The organism is Kitasatospora sp. NPDC058162, assembly GCF_042884005.1.
Classification (GTDB): domain Bacteria; phylum Actinomycetota; class Actinomycetes; order Streptomycetales; family Streptomycetaceae; genus Kitasatospora.
Window position 1 is genome coordinate 1 of sequence record NZ_JBHVUS010000069.1, and the last position, 14,659, is coordinate 14,659.

Consider the following 14,659-nt stretch of genomic DNA (forward strand, 5'->3'; position numbering starts at 1 on the left):
TGGCGGCCCATGTGCTCGACACCTCGCTCGGCCCGAGCGAGGGCCGCCAACTACCCCCAGGCTTTCGGGACTTCGTTCCCAGCCGCCTGCCTCAGGCGGCTGGGGCGACGGGGTCATACGGCGGTCGCTGCCTCGCGGCCCCGACGGGTCCGGCGGTGGAAGATCTCGGCGAAGGTCTGGCGCCAGCCGTCAGGGTCTACGTAGTGCATGGCGATCATGGCGGCGATGACGGCACCGGTCAGATCATTCTGCACCTCGGCCCAGGTGTGGTCGTCGGCGCAGGTGGTGAGTCCCTTGAGGCCGTGCAGGGCGTGCATGGCCTCGCCCGCTTCCTCGCCGACTTTGCCGACCTGCAAGGACTTCAGTTCCTCCGGCGGCAGGCCGGAGCCGGCAGCGCGGCACACGGCCGACAGGTTCTCGATCGCGTCGAAGAGATTTTCCATCGTGGTGTTCCTCTCGGGTCTAGCTGGTGGGTTGCGGCCGGCCGAGCTGGTGGACGGTCCATCCGCTGGCACGCCACAAGGTGGCATCCAGGACGTTTCGTAGGTCGATGACGAGGGGGTTGTTCACCAGTGGCCGGAGTTCGGTGGGGTCGGCGTCGCGGAACTGCGGCCACTCCGTACCGATCACGACCGCGTCCGCCTGCCGACAGGCCTCGCCGATGGTGTCGGCGTAGTCGAGTTCGGGGTGCCGAATGATCGCCGTGGCGTTCGCGTGCGGGTCGTGCACCGTGACCTGCGCGCCTCGGGTGTGCAGCAGCGACGCCAGGGCGAGGGCCGGGGACTCCCGGACGTCGTTGGTGCCGGCCTTGAAGGAGGCGCCCCACATGGCGACCCGCGCGCCGTTCAAGGGCCGCTGCAGGTGTTCTTCGATCAAGTCGGCGGCGGAGCGCGGCCGGTTCTCGTTGATCCGCTCAGCCGCGCGAAGCAGTTCGGCGGCGTCGTCGGCGCCGAGGTGGGCGGCAGAGGCGGTGAACGCGCGCACGTCCTTCGGAAGGCAGCCGCCGCCGTAGCCGATGCCGGGCTGCATTCCGCCGGCACCGATGCGGGGGTCCATGCCGAGGGCCTGCACAAGGGTGATCACGTCCGCGCCGGCGGCGGTGCACATGTCCGCGACGGCATTGATGAACGACACCTTGAGACCGAGGAAGGTGTTCGCGGCGCCCTTGATCAGCTCTGCCGTCTCGGGAGTGGTGACGAGTAGCGGGCAGCCGTCGGCGAGGATCGGTGCGAACACCTCGCGCACGACTGCTTCGGCGCTCGGGCCGGTGAGGCCGACCACGAGGCGGTCCGGTCGCAGGGTGTCGTCGACGGCGTGGCCTTCGCGCAGGAACTCTGGGTTCCAGACGACCTGAACGGCTTCACCGGCGGGGGCGAGGCGCCGCACAAGACGCGTCAGGTGGGCGGTCGTTCCGACGGTGACGGTCGATTTCCCGATGATCGTGCACGGCCGCGTCAGGTGCGGCGCGAGCGCGCGGGCGGCTCCGAAGACCTGCCCGGGGTCGTAGGAGCGGCCGTCGGCGTCGATCGGGGTTCCGACTGCGAGGAAGTGCACGTCGGCGAATGTGGCGGCCTCGGCGACGCTGGTCGTGAACCGCAACTGCCCGGAGGTGGTGTGCTTGGTGAGCAATTCGGGTAGCCCGGCTTCGAAGATCGGGGCTTCCCCTTGGTTGAGCTGGTCGATCTTGGCAGCGTCGACGTCGACGCCCAAGACCTCGTGGCCGAGGTGGGCCATCCCGGCGGCGTGGGGGATGCCGAGGTGGCCGCAGCCGATCACGGAAACGCGCATGACGGTCCTTGTCGAAGTGGAGTGGTCGCGAGGGCGCACGGGCGTGTGCGCTCTCGCGACGCTACCGGCCCGAAGGTCTTGATCTCGGCGGTATATGACGTCATGTCAGACTGTGACGTTCAGCAGCTCGCACAGCCTGAGCAGGGCCGGGATCGCGTCTTGGCGCACGATGACGTCGCCGCTGCGGGCTCCCTCGATCGGGTAGGGCTTGAAGGCGCCGTTCTCTACCAGCCCTTCGGGATCCACGTAGAAGATCCGCATCCCCATGTCGCGGGCGCGCTGCTGGACTGCGCGCCGGTCGGCGTGCAGGCCGACGACCAGCAGGGACCGTGCTTCGGTTAGCAGCGGTACCGGGGGAATCTTCTGGTCGTAGCGCCGCACGAACACCTCGGGCAGCCCGGCCCGCGCGGAGAGGGTGTCGAAGTTGTGCGTGATCACGGGGCCGACCAGGTGTCCGGCGGTGTGCAGGGCCTTGAGCGCGCGGTGCGCGGCCGTCGGTTCGGCGAGGAAGCACGCGCGGAACATGGAGACCAGGTCGGGTGCCTTGGTGTCCGCGCTGAGCAGCATCTCGGGCACCAGCGAGTCGGCCTCGGGACTGAGGGTGAAGGCGTGCGACTGCGTCAGGGCGTTGTCGCGGCGGTCGGTGACCCGGTACACCTCGTGCAGGTAATGCAGCGGTGGGATACCGGCTTCGATGGACGTGCCGCAGCCGACTTCGACCTGAAACGGCAGGAAGTCCAGGATCGGCGTGAGGTCGGGTGCGATCGAGGGTTCTCCGCGCTGCTCCTTGACCCGCATGCCGCCCGCGAGGACGTCCCACGGCAGATTCCGCACGGTGCGCTGGACTTTGAAGTCCTCAGAGATGAAACACAGGTCGACGGACCGGAGGCCCGCCGGGGTGAGACGTCCGGCGCGCTCGTCCTGCGGGTGGTCGTCGTAATCGGCGACGCTGACGCGCAGGTCACCTTTTGCCCACACGCCATCGCCCTTCGAGCGCCAGCCGCCTTGGTCGAGCCACACGCCGATCTGCCGCAGGTACGCAGCGATCTCGCTGGCGGGGGCGGTGAAGGAGTGGAACAGGTACAGGTCCGACAGGACCAGGCGCGGGACGGGGAACGTGTAGTCGAGCCCGTACTGGTAGCGGTAGTGGACGACCCGGCGGCGCCCGGCGTTGTCCACCGACCAGCCGGACTGTGCCGCGTTTGCGGCGTCCTGCGTGCGGCGCCAGATTCCCTCCTCGATGGAGCGGGGGCGCTCGTGGCCATCGCCGGCGAAGTGCTGTTCCCAGCTCTTGACCTGCGTGTCGGTCAGCTGCTCGATCACGGGATAGGGCAGGAACACGGCCGTCTCCTTCGGGTGGTGTTCGCGATCAGGGTTGTTGGGGTGCCGGCCGCTGCTCGAGGGATGCACGCGGTCGGCGCCGGGTCCGCCCGGGACGCCGGGCGGAGTCTTGGTGCCGTCAGGCGTCGTCCTCCGCCACGGCAAGGTCGGCGTGGACGACCTTGCCCCGGGGCCAGAGCTGGACGCCCCACTTGCCGTTCGTCAGGTGGTGAACCAGGGTCAGACCCCGGCCGGACTCGGCGGTGGGGTTGGCATCGATCCGCACGGGCGGCGACGCCGAGCCGTCGGAGACCAGTAGGCGCACGGTGCCGGCTGTGGGGCGGCGTACAGCGACGATCATGTGCGTCTGGCAGCCGGTCCGCACCGCGTTGCCCACCAGCTCGGAGATGATCAGCGCCGCGTCGTCGGCCAGGTTGGGCAAGCCCCACTCGGTGAGCTTGGCGCTGACCAGGCGGCGGGCGTCGCGGGCCGACTGCAGGGCGTAAGGCAGCCGGATGGTGGCCGGGGCCGGCGGGGCGGCCGGTGGGGTCCGTTCAAAGGTGGTGGTCATCGCCGGTCCCACGCGGGGCACGCGGCGGTCGGCCAGGTCAGCATCCGATGTGCCTCGGGTCGGTGCCGAGTCCGGCCGCGCGGCGGGGGGTGAACAGGCCGGCGGCCGAGGACGCGAGCTCGCGCCGGCGCCAGTGGTCGCCAGGGGAGCGGCGTAGCGGCACCGCGACAGTGCCGGGATGGGCGGCGGCGAGGAATGCGCCGCGTTCTCGCAGGACGGTGGCGAGCCGGTCGAAGGCGGCCGCGTGCCGGCTCGGGCTGGCCATGGGGTCGTCGTGGAGCATGTCGCGGGTCCAGGTAACAACGCCGACGACCGTCTGTTTGGACAGGGCGTCGGTCACGGCCTGCCAGCCGAGCCGGGCCGTCAGGGGCTGCGCGGGGTCGCTGTCCACGGCGAGCACGGCCGCCGGCCACAGACGGGCCTCGGCGAAGGCGCGGACATGGGCGGTGATGATATCGGCGGCGGGTGCGTCACCAATGCAGATGTAGATGGCGACGGGGACGCGGCCGACGGGTCGGGGAAGGTCGCTGGTCATGTCGACCACTGTCATCGAACGATCACCGTCGGTGAATACACGGGTCGTGGTAGCCGACGAAGTCACCCACCGCCGACCACCACGCGCCGTGGTACCCGCGCCCGTCACTGCGGCCGGGCGCCATGGGGCGTGGTAGCGGCATACGTCCGCAGCTCACTACCACCACGCCCCGACGTGGCGTGCTACCTGATCACCAGTGGGACGCCGGCGGCCTGCGCAACGCTCCGCGCCATGGACACCGACACGTCCGCGATCCGGTCCGTGATCACCCCCGGAAGAGCCTGGTGCCGGACCCATGTCGGGGCGATCCGGCACGCCTCCTTCAACGCGGCGGCGGCAGCCTCCCACTGCCGCGTCTCAGTGCGTGTCAGCGCGATGTCCAGGTGAAACCTGGCCCGCGTGGACAGCGGCATGTTCGGGTCGAGATGGGTCGTCTCGATCCGTCGCAGCGCGCCGGCGGTGTCGCCGAGCGCCATCGCCACCGACATGGCCTGCGTAGCGGCGTATGACGGCCCGAACGGCTGGCCCTGGTTACCTCGGGCGTGCTCGCGGCCGATTCGGGCCGCGACGGCGTGAGCCTGGCTCAGGAAGTCCCGGGCGGTGTCCGCGCTTGCCCCGCCTCGGGACGCGGCGACGGCGGCGTTCGTGACGAGCTGCCCGTACACACTGAGCCGGTCCGGGTCCCTGTCGGACATACGCGGCTCGACCTTGGCGGCAGCCTGCTCGGCGACGTGAACGCCCTTGGAGGTATGGCCGTCGCGCAGGCAGATCCACGACAGCGACGCCATCAGGTGGGCGGACCGAAGGTCATCACCGACCTGGTCGGCGACGTTGCGGCCGTGGGTGATCGCGGTGTATCCGAGGTCCCGGGCGCCGAGAATGTTGGCCATGACGGCGGCGGTCTGGAACGCGTCGGCGAGGACGCCGCCCGAGGCGTCGCGCCGGTCCGGCCCGGAGGCGTCGAACAGCGCCCGCGCCTCGGGCAGCAGGGCGGACAGGATCGCGCCGAGCTCCACGTAGCGGCCGCTCCAGAACGCGGCGTCAGCGCGCCGCACGGCATCCCGCAGGTCCTCCAGGTTGCTGGGCTCGATGTCGGTGCCGATGCCAAGGCCGGTGTCGTGCACGGCCGCCGACACCGCCCGCAGGGCCGAGCGTTCGTCCAGCTCCATGCCCCGGCGCGGGGACTGCTGGCCGAGGATCACCGACACGTCCGTGCCGAGGCCGACGGCTACCTTCATCAGCGAGGGCAGCGACAGGTTGCCGCCCTGTTCGAGCTTTCGGATCGTGCCGAGGGACACGCCCGACTTCTCCGCCAAGTTCTCCTGCGTCACCTCCCGGCCGCGCAGGATCTTGACGCGCTCCGCCGTGGTCCGTTCTGCCCACAGGGTCATCGGCTGACTCCGTCTCAGGTTGTGCCTTCCAGGGACGGTACCCCCGCAGGGTGGGGGTGTGACATGGAACGGTTGTGCCCCGTACGTCAGTTCACGTGCGGGGCGTGGCCGGCTTGTTGGAGGGTCAGACGCAGGCGCCGATGCCGAGTAGGGACGCCACCCGGGCGGAGGTGCCGGGCTGGCCGTCGGCGAGAACCGTGGTGATGCCGAGCGCTTCGGCCGGCGGCAGGTTCACCGGGTGGTCGTCGACGAACACGCACGCCTCGCCCGGCAGGCCCATGCGGTCCAGCGTCAGCCGGTAGATCGCCGGGTCCGGCTTGGCGATTCCCTCGCGCTCGGAGACCACTGTGACGTCGAACAGGTCCCACACGCCGCAGGCGGCGTACGGGTCGTAGGGGTCCAGGCCGAAGCTGTTTGACAGCATGGCGACCACATACCCGGCTTCTCGGGCGGCTTTGGCGAGGGTCACCATGTCGGCCGCCGGCCGGACGCCGGCCCATGCTCGGCCCATCAGGTTCTGGTGGTCGGCCAGTCCGAGGTACGGCGCGGTCTGCCGGTTCCAGTCCGCTTGGCTGAGGGTGCCGCGCTCAAGGTCCGCGTAAAGCTGCCGGACGGCCGGGTGCGTGTTTAGCGTGCGGCGCCAGGCCTCGGGGTCGAGTCCCTGGCTTACGCACCACTCGCGGTGCACAGCGAGAGCATCCGTGGTGAGGACGCCGGCGAAGTCGAGGATCAAGCCTCGGTATGCGGACGGGAGTGCGCCGGGCACAGTCGGTTGCGCCATGATGAGTTCCCCTTCTCGGTGCGTCGCTGTACGGCGAAGGTACTCGCCCATTGAGCCGCCGAACTCGCCGCCGCGTGAAGGCAGATGATCGGGGCCCGCGCGAGAGGGTTCGTGCGGGCCCCTTCTGCGGCGCTCAGCGGGTGGCGAGGGTCTCCAGGACGCGTTCCAGGGAGGTGCCGAGGCCCCAGCGGGCGGCGAGGTGCTCCAGTGTCATCGGGTCGGCGGGCTCGCGGGGGAGGGCCGGGTCGAACTCCGGGAGGGGGGCGTTCTGGGCGACGCGGACGACGGTGGGGGCGACGTCCAGGTAGGCGGCGCCCTCGACGATGTTGCGGCGGCGGGCCGGGGTGAGCCGGGAGCCGATGTCGAGGGCGGCGGCGCGGATCGCGGGCAGGTCGCCGTACTCGTTGATCAGCTGGGCGGCGGTCTTCTCGCCGATGCCCTTGACGCCGGGCAGGCCGTCCGACGGGTCGCCGCGCAGCGCCGCCATGTCGGCGTACTGGTCGCCGCGCACGCCGTACTTCTCCAGCAGCACCGCGTCATCGGTGACCTGGAGGTTGCCCATGCCCTTGACCGGGTAGAGCACGGTGATCCGCCGCTCGTCGTCGACCAGTTGGAAGAGGTCGCGGTCGCCGGTGACGATCTGCACCGGGCCCTCGGCGCGGGCGGTGAGGGTGCCGATCACGTCGTCCGCCTCGTAGCCGGGGGAGCCGACCCGGGCGATGCCGAGGGCGTCCAGCACCTGCTCGATCACCGGGACCTGCGGGGCGAGGGTGTCCGGCACCTCCTCCTCGCCGTCCACGGCGGCCTCGGCGACCCGGTGGGTCTTGTACGAGGGGACGAGGTCCACCCGCCACTGCGGACGCCAGTCGGCGTCCATGCAGGCGACGAGTTCGTCCGGCCGGTGGTCGTGGACCAGCCGGGCGATGAAGTCCAGCAGGCCGCGGACGGCGTTGACCGGCTCCCCCTGCGGCGAGCGCAGGGAGTCCGGTACGCCGTAGTAGGCCCGGAAGTACAGGCTGGCGGAGTCGAGCAGCATCAGTCGCGGTGCGGTCACGAGTCAGATCATGCCGCACCGCGGCGACAAAGGGCGGTCTCAGTGCCGACGGTCAATGCTCGTGCTCGGTGTTCGCGCTCAGTGTTCGTGCGGGCCGGCGCGGTGCACCGGGCCGTGGGCGTCCGCGCAGTGCTCGGCGGCCGGCTCGCCCGGGCCGGCGATCTGCAGCAGCGCGCCCGCCTCGTCCTCGCCGACGTGGTCGACCTGGAGGGTGCTGTGGGTGATGCCGTACTCCTTCGCCAGCCGGCGCTGCAGTTCGCGCCGGACGGCGTGGCAGTCGCCGCCGGGGGTGACCAGGATGTGCGCGGACAGGGCCGGCTGGTTGGAGGTGATCTCCCAGATGTGCAGGTCGTGGATCTCCTCGACCAGCGGCTCGGTGACCAGCCGGTCGGCGACCGCGTCCGGGTCGATCCCGGCCGGGGCGGCCTCCAGGAAGATCCGCCCGGAGTCCCGGACCAGCCCGATGCCCGCCTTGAGCATCAGTGCGACCACGATCAGCGAGGCGATCGCGTCCGCCCGGACGAAGCCGGTGGTCAGCACGATCAGACCGGCCACGGCGGTGGCGATGAAGGCGTAGAGGTCGGTGAGCACGTGCTGGAAGGCGCCCTCGACGTTCAGCGAGCTGCGGTTGGCCTTGGACATGCACCAGGTGGCGGCCAGGTTGACCACGATCCCGATCAGCGCGGTGATCAGCACCAGTGAGCCGGTCACCTCGGGCGGAGTGATCAGCCGGGTGATCGCCTCGTAGCCCAGCCAGGCGGACAGCACCAGCAGGGTGACGCCGTTGGCCTGCGCGGAGAGGATCTCGGCGCGCTTGAGCCCGTAGGTGTAGCCGCCACGGGCCGGGCGGGCGGCGAGCCGCATGGCGATCAGGGCCAGCACGATCGAGGCGGCGTCGGTGAGCATGTGCGCGGCGTCGGAGATCAGGGCCAGGGACTGGGCGGCGAAGCCGACCACGACCTCGCCGGCCATGAAGACGACGATCAGGGCGAGGGCGCTGACCAGCCAGCGGCGGTCGGCGTCGGCGGCGACGCCGTGGGAGTGGCCGCCGTGGCCCCCGTGGCCGTGCGCGTGGCCGCCGTGCCCTCCGTGGCCGTGGCCCTTCGGGTTCTGGTGGTCATGCGCATGATCATCGTGGGAATGCTCGTGCCCGGCCATCGAAGTCCTCTCTGGACGCACGGGTGGGTGGTGACGGGGTGCGATCGCCCGCACTCGAAGTGAACCGCAGAATCGACAAAGATCCAAAGGCTGTACTGGTGACCGTTGTCGTTGCCGTTCACGCGCCGCGTGTCGGGCCGGTCGGGGTCGATCGGAGGGCCGGTCGGGGGGTCGGTCGGGGGGTCGGTCGGCGGCCGGATTGCCGGTGGCATAGACCCAGGTCGGGGCCGTGATCCCGGGGTCACCTGAACGGGTGAGGCGAGCTTGCGCAGCCGTGCGCCGGTCGGCGACGATCATGGCCCGTGAAGATCGCTACTGCGGAAACCGCCCGCTGGCTCTCCGAACTCGAAGCGACTGCCGAGGAGTTGATGAATCGTCACCTCTCGGCGGCGCGCGAGTGGTTCCCGCACCAGTACGTCCCCTGGGGCCTCGGCCGGGACTTCGACGGCCCGCTGGGCGGCGAACCCTGGCGGCCCGAGCAGTCCGCGCTGTCGCCCGCCGTGCGCTCCGCCCTGGTCGTCAACCTGCTGACCGAGGACAACCTGCCCGGCTACCACTGGACCATCGGCAGCCGGACCTCCCGGGACGGCGCCTGGGGCGCCTGGCTGCACCAGTGGACCGCCGAGGAGGACCGCCACGCCGCCGCCATCCGGGGCTACCTGCACGCCGCCCGCGCCGTCGACCCCGTCGCGCTGGAACGCTCCCGGATGGCACACCTCGCCACCGGGACCGTCCCCGAGCTCGACGGCGTGCTCGAGATGGTCGCCTACGCCGCCGTCCAGGAGCTCGCCACCCGGGTCAGCCACCGCAACACCGGACGGCTCAGCGGCGACCCGGTCTGCGAGCGGCTGCTCGCCCGGATCGCCCAGGACGAGAACCTCCACATGGTCTACTACCGCGAACTCCTGCGCGCCGCCGTCGAGGTGGACGCCGACCAGGTGCTCGTCACGCTCGACGCCACGATCCGCGACTTCGCCATGCCGGGCCAGGCCATGCCCGGCTTCGGACGGCTGGCCGCCGAGATCGCGGTGGCCGGCGTCTACGACCTGCGGGTGCACCACGACGAGGTGCTCGTCCCGCTGCTGCGCGCCCTCAGGGTGACCGAGCTGACCGGGCTCGGCCCGGTCGGCGAACAGGCCCGCGAACGCATCACCGCCCACGTCGAACGGACCGACGCCCGCGCCACCCGCTTCGTCGAGCGCCGCGCCCAGGCCCTCGCCGTCCGGGCCCGCCGGGCCGGCGGCGCCTGAGCCCGCCCGGGCGCCCGAGACCACCCCGACCGACCACCCGGAACAGGACCCGCATGACCGTCACCACGGCCGGCACCACCGCCGCCGACATCGAGTTCCACTACGACCTGGGCAACGACTTCTACGCCCTCTGGCTGGACGAGACCCACGCCTACACCGCCGCCAAGTGGGACGGCATCCCCCGCGAGGAGCCCGACGCCACCGCGCTGCCGCGCGCCCAGCGGGCCAAGCTCGACCACCACCTCGACCTGGTCGGCGCCCGCCCCGGCGACGCCCTGCGGCTGCTCGACGTCGGCTGCGGCTGGGGCGCCATGCTGGCGCACGCGAGCCGCGACGACCGCGTCCGCGAAGCCGTCGGGCTGACCGTCTCCCGCGCCCAGTACGACTTCCTCGCCGCCCGCGACCTGCCCGGCGCCGAACCCCGGCTGGAGAGCTGGGAGGCGCACACCCCGGAGCGGCCGTACGACGCCGTCGTCGCGATGGGCTCCTTCGAGCACTTCGCCACCGCCGGGATGAGCCGGGCCGAGCGCCTCGACGTGTACGCCCGCTACTTCGCGGCCTGCCACCGCTGGCTGCGCCCCAGCGGCCGGATGTCGCTGCAGACCATCGCCTACGACGGCGCCGCCGACGGCTCCGGCCCGATCGGCGACTTCGTCGGCAGCGACGTCTTCCCGACCGCCAAGCTGCCCCGGCTGAGCGAGATCACCGCAGCCTGCGACCCGTACTTCTCGGTGGTCGCCCTCACCGCCTCCGCCGAGGACTACGCCCGCACCCTCGCCTCCTGGTCGGGCCGGCTGCTGCGGGCCCGCGAGCAGGCCGAGCGGCTCATCGGCCCCGAGGGCTACCGGCGGTACCGCCGCTACCTGCGGGCCAGCGAGGTGACCTTCCTGCGCGGCGCCGCCACGCTGTACCGGATCGGCTTCCGGCGGCGCGACGAGCCGCTGCGGCTGTCCGCCTGATGCCCGGGCCCGCGTCAGTCCCGGACAAGACCGCCACCGGGCGGCAGGCCTGGGCGGCGGTCGCGGTGGTCTGCGCCGCGCTGTTCCTGCTCGGCCTCGACTTCACCGTCCTCAACGTGGCCGTACCCGGCCTGCGCGCCGACCTCGGCCCGACCCTCGCCGAGACCCAGTGGATCGTGGACGGCTACGCCCTGGCCCTCGGCGGCTGCGTGCTGGCCGGCGGCGCCCTGGGGGACCGGTACGGGCGGCGGCGCGCCTTCCTCGCCGGGCTGGCGCTGTGCGGGGTCGCCTCGGCCGCCGGGGCGCTCGGCACCGGGGCGGGCCAACTGGTCGCCGCGCGCTGCGGGATGGGCCTCGGCGCGGCCCTGTTCATGCCCGCCACCCTCTCCACCGTGGTGCACGTGCTGCACGAACCGGCCGCCCGGAAGCGGGCGATCGGCATCTGGGCCGCGGTGGCCGGGGTCGGCGCCGTCTTCGGCCCGGTGGCGGGCGGCCTGCTGGTCGACCGGTACGGCTGGCAGGCGGCGTTCTGGCTCAACGTCCCGGTCATCACGGTGATCGGCGCGGCGGCCCTGCTCGCCGTCCCCGAGTCCCGCGCGCCGGAGGCCCGACCGCTGGACCGGCCCGGGGCGCTGCTGTCCTGCGCCGGGCTGCTCGCCCTGGTCTGGGGTGTGATCGAGGCCCCCGGGCGGGGCTGGACCAGCCCCGCCGTGCTCACCGCCTTCGTCCTCGCCGCCCTGCTGCTGGCCGGCTTCGTCCGGCGTCAACTGCGCTGCGCCGCACCGATGGTGCCGGTCCGGCTGCTGCGCGGCGGGCCGGTCTGGCCGGCCACCACCGCGCTCGCGCTGATGTCCTTCGCGATGTTCGGCGCGATGTTCCTGCTCACCCTCTACCTCCAGCAGGTGCGGGGCCTGAGCGCCTGGCAGGCCGGGCTGCGGATGGTCCCGCTGTCCCTCGGGCTCGCCACCGGTGCGCTCCTCGGGCCGCTGCTGGCAAGGCCGTTGGGGGCCAGGGTGCCCTCGGCCGGCGGGCTGCTGCTGATCGCCGCCGGATTCGTCCAACTCGGGCGGCTGGCCGCCGAGTCGGGGGACGGGCCGGTGCTGCTCTTCGAGGCCCTGTCCGGGCTCGGCGCGGGACTGCTCGCCCCGGTCGCCACCGAAGTGGTGATGAGCGCCGTCCCGGTCGCCGCCGCCGGGGTCGGCTCGGCGCTCAACGACGCGACCCGGCAGGTCGGTTCGACCCTCGGCGTGGCGGTGCTCGGCTCCGTCCTCGCCACCACGCTCACCGGCGCCGCCCCCGGCGACCCGAACGCCTTCACCGACGGCCTGGCGGCAGCGGCGGTCGTCGGCGGGACGGTCGCCGTGCTCGGCGCCGTCCTGGCCTGGACCAGGCTGCCCCGGCGGTCCTCCGCCGCCGTCATCGAAGCCCCCAACACCCTGAGCTGAAAGGAAACTTCACATGCCCAGCACCTACGAGACGATCCGCTCCTGCCTGGTCGACGAGTTCGACGTCACCCCGGCCCTGGTCACCCCCGACGCCACCCTGGCCTCGCTCGCCCTCGACAGCCTCGCCCTGGTCGAGCTCTCCCTGGTGGTCGAGGAGCGGATCGGCGTCACCGTCGCCGACATCACCCCGGACCGCACCCTCGGCGAACTCGCCGCCCACGCGGACGCCACCCTGGCCCGGGAATCGGCCAGTTGAGCCCGCTGCGGTCGTCCACCCCGTCAGCCGTCGCGGTCGCCGTCACCGGACTCGGCCTGGTCACCCCGGCCGGGACGGGCGCGGAGGCGGTCTGGGAGCACTTCCTCGGCGCCGGGCCCACCGCCCGGCCCGACCCCGAACTCCTCGGCCTGAACGTCGACTTCTCCTGCCGGGTCCCCGACTTCGACCCGACCGCCCTGCTCGGCGGGCGGCTCGCCCGCCGCCTCGACCGGTTCAGTCAGCTCGCGGTGGTCGCCGCCCGCCAGGCCGTCGCCGACGCCGGGCTCGACCCGGAGCGCTGGGACGGCACCCGGGTCGGCGTCGTCCTCGGCGTCAGCGCCACCAGCGCGCAGACCCACGTCGTCGAGTACGGCCGGCTCGCCGCGGGCCGGGCCGACCGGGTCTCCCCGCTGATGATCCCGCGCTCCATCCCCAACATGGCCGCGGGCGAGGTCAGCCTCGACCTCGGCGCCCTCGGCCCCGGCCTGGTCGTCAGCACCGCCTGCGCCTCCGGCACCAGCGCGCTCGCCCTCGGCTGCGACCTGATCCGGGCCGGCAGCTGCGACCTCGTGCTGGCCGGCGGCACCGACAGCGCGCGCTCCGCGATGACCTGCGTCGCCTTCGACCGCCTCGGCGCGCTCTCCCGCCGCCGGAACGACCCGGCCGCGGCCTCCCGGCCCTTCGACGCCGACCGGGACGGCTTCGTCCTCGGCGAGGGGGCCGGGGTCCTGCTGCTCGAACGCGCGGGCCACGCCCGCGCCCGCGGCGCCCGCATCCGCGGGTACCTGGCCGGGCACGGCGCCGGCGGCGACGCCCACCACTTCACCGCCCCGCACCCCGGCGGCGACGGCCTGGCCCGGGCCGTCCGGGCGGCGCTCGCCGACGCGGGGCTGGCACCCGAGGAGATCGGGCACGTCAACGCGCACGGCACCGGCACCGCGCTCAACGACCCCGCCGAGGCGGCGGCCCTGCGGCAGGTCTTCCGCCAGCCGCCGCCGGTCACCGCCAACAAGAGCGTGATCGGCCACACCATGGGCGCGGCCGGCGCCATCGAGGCAGCGCTCACCGTGCTCGCGCTGCAGCACCGGCTGGTCCCGCCCACCGCCAACCTCGACCGGCTCGACGACGCCATCGACCTCGACGTGGTCACCAAGGCGCCGCGGCCGGTCGACGCCCCCGCCGCCCTGTCCGTCTCCTGCGGCTTCGGCGGGCAGAACGCCGCCGTCGTCCTCACCGCCGCCTGACCGCCCGACCCCGGAGTCCATCCCCTCATGCGCCGCCTCGCCCTCCGGCTCGCCCGGCTGTACCTGCACCTGCTCGCCCACCGGCCGCCCGCCGACTGGACCGTCCCGGTCGCCGACGGCCGGTACGGCCCCTCCGCCGATGACACCGACGACCACCCGGTGACCCTGCTGATGCTCGGTGACTCGCTCGCCCAGAGCTTCGGCGCCCACCGCCCCGAGCAGACCCTCGGCGCCCTGCTCGCCCGGGGCCTCGCCGAGGGCGCCGGCCGACCCGTCCTCCTCCGCGTCCACGCCCGGGCCGGCGCCACCACGGCCGACGTCGGCCGCCAAGTCCTGCGCGCCGCCCGGCTACGGCCCGGCATCGCCGTGCTGATCGTCGGCGGCAACGACGTCCTGCTGCCCGCCCCGCTCGGCCGCGCGGCCCGCCGGCACGCCCACCTCGCCCGGTCCCTCCGCGAGGCCGGCTGGCAACTCGTCGTCGTCCCCTGCCCCGACCCCGGCTACGCGCCCGGCTTCCGCGCCCCCGTCCGTTGGATCGGCCACCACCGCTCCACCCGCCTCGCCCGCCTCCACACCCGCACCGCCACTCGCACCGACGCCCACCTCGCCCCCACCTCCGGCCCCGAATTCCACCACCGGGCCGCCCAACTCCTCGGCCCCGACGGCATCCACCCCTCCCCCCACGGCTACGCCACCCACGCCACCCGCATGCTCCCCACCCTCCTCACCGCCGCCTCCCACCTCCACCCCGCCCTCCCCACCCCAGCCCCAGCCACCCGCTGACCCCTCGCGCCCCCACCCCCCACCCCCCACCCCCCACCCCCCACCCCCCACCCCTCCTTCCGCCCGGCCGCCCGGCGCGGCTTCGGCCTTCGCCGAAGCCCGTCGACTCCGCCCTTTCGTGTGG

At 73.1% G+C, this 14,659-nt stretch carries 15 protein-coding genes; 6 read left to right on the forward strand and 9 right to left on the reverse strand.

Annotation, left to right across the window (positions count from 1 at the left end; all coding sequences use genetic code 11):
* Nucleotides 1–113 precede the first annotated feature (113 nt).
* The 9 genes from ACFVXG_RS45440 to ACFVXG_RS45480 all read right to left on the reverse strand — a co-directional run bounded on the left by ACFVXG_RS45440 (nt 114) and on the right by ACFVXG_RS45480 (nt 8,598).
* Nucleotides 114–443: a MazG-like family protein gene (locus ACFVXG_RS45440; RefSeq protein ID WP_387936397.1), complete on the reverse strand. Its 330-nt coding sequence runs from the start codon at nt 441–443 to the stop codon at nt 114–116.
* Between the two features lie 19 nt (nt 444–462).
* Nucleotides 463–1,788, reverse strand: coding sequence for a UDP-glucose dehydrogenase family protein (locus ACFVXG_RS45445; RefSeq protein ID WP_387936398.1), 1,326 nt, complete (start codon nt 1,786–1,788; stop codon nt 463–465).
* A gap of 105 nt (nt 1,789–1,893) precedes the next feature.
* Nucleotides 1,894–3,129, reverse strand: a complete 1,236-nt coding sequence (locus ACFVXG_RS45450; protein ID WP_387936399.1) for a hypothetical protein — start codon at nt 3,127–3,129, stop codon at nt 1,894–1,896.
* Nucleotides 3,130–3,247: 118 nt separating this feature from the next.
* Nucleotides 3,248–3,679: an ATP-binding protein gene (locus tag ACFVXG_RS45455; protein ID WP_387936400.1), complete on the reverse strand. Its 432-nt coding sequence runs from the start codon at nt 3,677–3,679 to the stop codon at nt 3,248–3,250.
* 37 nt (nt 3,680–3,716) lie between these two features.
* Complete coding sequence (locus tag ACFVXG_RS45460) at nt 3,717–4,214, reverse strand: hypothetical protein (protein WP_387936401.1); 498 nt, start codon at nt 4,212–4,214, stop codon at nt 3,717–3,719.
* 182 nt (nt 4,215–4,396) lie between these two features.
* Nucleotides 4,397–5,605, reverse strand: a complete 1,209-nt coding sequence (locus ACFVXG_RS45465) for a helix-turn-helix domain-containing protein (protein WP_387936402.1) — start codon at nt 5,603–5,605, stop codon at nt 4,397–4,399.
* 124 nt (nt 5,606–5,729) lie between these two features.
* Complete coding sequence (locus ACFVXG_RS45470) at nt 5,730–6,386, reverse strand: HAD family hydrolase (RefSeq protein WP_387936403.1); 657 nt, start codon at nt 6,384–6,386, stop codon at nt 5,730–5,732.
* Nucleotides 6,387–6,519: 133 nt separating this feature from the next.
* Nucleotides 6,520–7,422: a 5'-3' exonuclease H3TH domain-containing protein gene (locus ACFVXG_RS45475; RefSeq protein WP_387936410.1), complete on the reverse strand. Its 903-nt coding sequence runs from the start codon at nt 7,420–7,422 to the stop codon at nt 6,520–6,522.
* Between the two features lie 96 nt (nt 7,423–7,518).
* Nucleotides 7,519–8,598 (reverse strand): cation diffusion facilitator family transporter, encoded by a 1,080-nt coding sequence (locus ACFVXG_RS45480; RefSeq protein ID WP_387936404.1) that lies wholly within the window; start codon nt 8,596–8,598, stop codon nt 7,519–7,521.
* Between the two features lie 302 nt (nt 8,599–8,900).
* Between ACFVXG_RS45480 and ACFVXG_RS45485 the strand changes: the two genes are divergently transcribed.
* Genes ACFVXG_RS45485 through ACFVXG_RS45510 form a run of 6 tightly spaced genes read left to right on the forward strand, consistent with a single transcriptional unit; the run spans nt 8,901 to nt 14,535 of the window.
* Nucleotides 8,901–9,848 (forward strand): acyl-ACP desaturase, encoded by a 948-nt coding sequence (locus ACFVXG_RS45485; protein ID WP_387936405.1) that lies wholly within the window; start codon nt 8,901–8,903, stop codon nt 9,846–9,848.
* Between the two features lie 53 nt (nt 9,849–9,901).
* Nucleotides 9,902–10,807, forward strand: coding sequence for a class I SAM-dependent methyltransferase (locus tag ACFVXG_RS45490; RefSeq protein WP_387936406.1), 906 nt, complete (start codon nt 9,902–9,904; stop codon nt 10,805–10,807).
* A complete protein-coding gene (locus ACFVXG_RS45495) occupies nt 10,807–12,252 on the forward strand; it encodes an MFS transporter (protein WP_387936407.1) in 1,446 nt (481 codons plus the stop codon). The genes ACFVXG_RS45490 and ACFVXG_RS45495 overlap by 1 nt, the downstream gene beginning before the upstream one ends.
* Before the next feature lie 13 nt (nt 12,253–12,265).
* Entirely contained in the window at nt 12,266–12,508 is a 243-nt protein-coding gene (locus tag ACFVXG_RS45500) for an acyl carrier protein (protein ID WP_387936408.1), read from the forward strand.
* Nucleotides 12,496–13,752 carry a beta-ketoacyl-[acyl-carrier-protein] synthase family protein gene (locus ACFVXG_RS45505; RefSeq protein ID WP_387936411.1) on the forward strand — a complete coding sequence of 419 codons (1,257 nt, stop codon included), beginning with the start codon at nt 12,496–12,498 and terminating at the stop codon, nt 13,750–13,752. Before ACFVXG_RS45500 ends, ACFVXG_RS45505 begins: the two co-directional genes overlap by 13 nt.
* 27 nt (nt 13,753–13,779) lie before the next feature.
* Nucleotides 13,780–14,535: an SGNH/GDSL hydrolase family protein gene (locus tag ACFVXG_RS45510; protein WP_387936409.1), complete on the forward strand. Its 756-nt coding sequence runs from the start codon at nt 13,780–13,782 to the stop codon at nt 14,533–14,535.
* Nucleotides 14,536–14,659: the final 124 nt, after the last annotated feature.

Bases quoted from the DNA above. Each gene is read 5' to 3' on its own strand.
- ACFVXG_RS45465 (WP_387936402.1), bottom strand. From the start codon at position 5,605: ATGACCCTGTGGGCAGAACGGACCACGGCGGAGCGCGTCAAGATCCTG.
- ACFVXG_RS45510 (WP_387936409.1), top strand. From the start codon at position 13,780: ATGCGCCGCCTCGCCCTCCGGCTCGCCCGGCTGTACCTGCACCTGCTC.
- ACFVXG_RS45495 (WP_387936407.1), top strand. From the start codon at position 10,807: ATGCCCGGGCCCGCGTCAGTCCCGGACAAGACCGCCACCGGGCGGCAG.
- ACFVXG_RS45470 (WP_387936403.1), bottom strand. From the start codon at position 6,386: ATGGCGCAACCGACTGTGCCCGGCGCACTCCCGTCCGCATACCGAGGC.
- ACFVXG_RS45455 (WP_387936400.1), bottom strand. From the start codon at position 3,679: ATGACCACCACCTTTGAACGGACCCCACCGGCCGCCCCGCCGGCCCCG.
- ACFVXG_RS45440 (WP_387936397.1), bottom strand. From the start codon at position 443: ATGGAAAATCTCTTCGACGCGATCGAGAACCTGTCGGCCGTGTGCCGC.
- ACFVXG_RS45460 (WP_387936401.1), bottom strand. From the start codon at position 4,214: ATGACCAGCGACCTTCCCCGACCCGTCGGCCGCGTCCCCGTCGCCATC.
- ACFVXG_RS45480 (WP_387936404.1), bottom strand. From the start codon at position 8,598: ATGGCCGGGCACGAGCATTCCCACGATGATCATGCGCATGACCACCAG.
- ACFVXG_RS45445 (WP_387936398.1), bottom strand. From the start codon at position 1,788: ATGCGCGTTTCCGTGATCGGCTGCGGCCACCTCGGCATCCCCCACGCC.
- ACFVXG_RS45475 (WP_387936410.1), bottom strand. From the start codon at position 7,422: ATGCTGCTCGACTCCGCCAGCCTGTACTTCCGGGCCTACTACGGCGTA.
- ACFVXG_RS45500 (WP_387936408.1), top strand. From the start codon at position 12,266: ATGCCCAGCACCTACGAGACGATCCGCTCCTGCCTGGTCGACGAGTTC.
- ACFVXG_RS45490 (WP_387936406.1), top strand. From the start codon at position 9,902: ATGACCGTCACCACGGCCGGCACCACCGCCGCCGACATCGAGTTCCAC.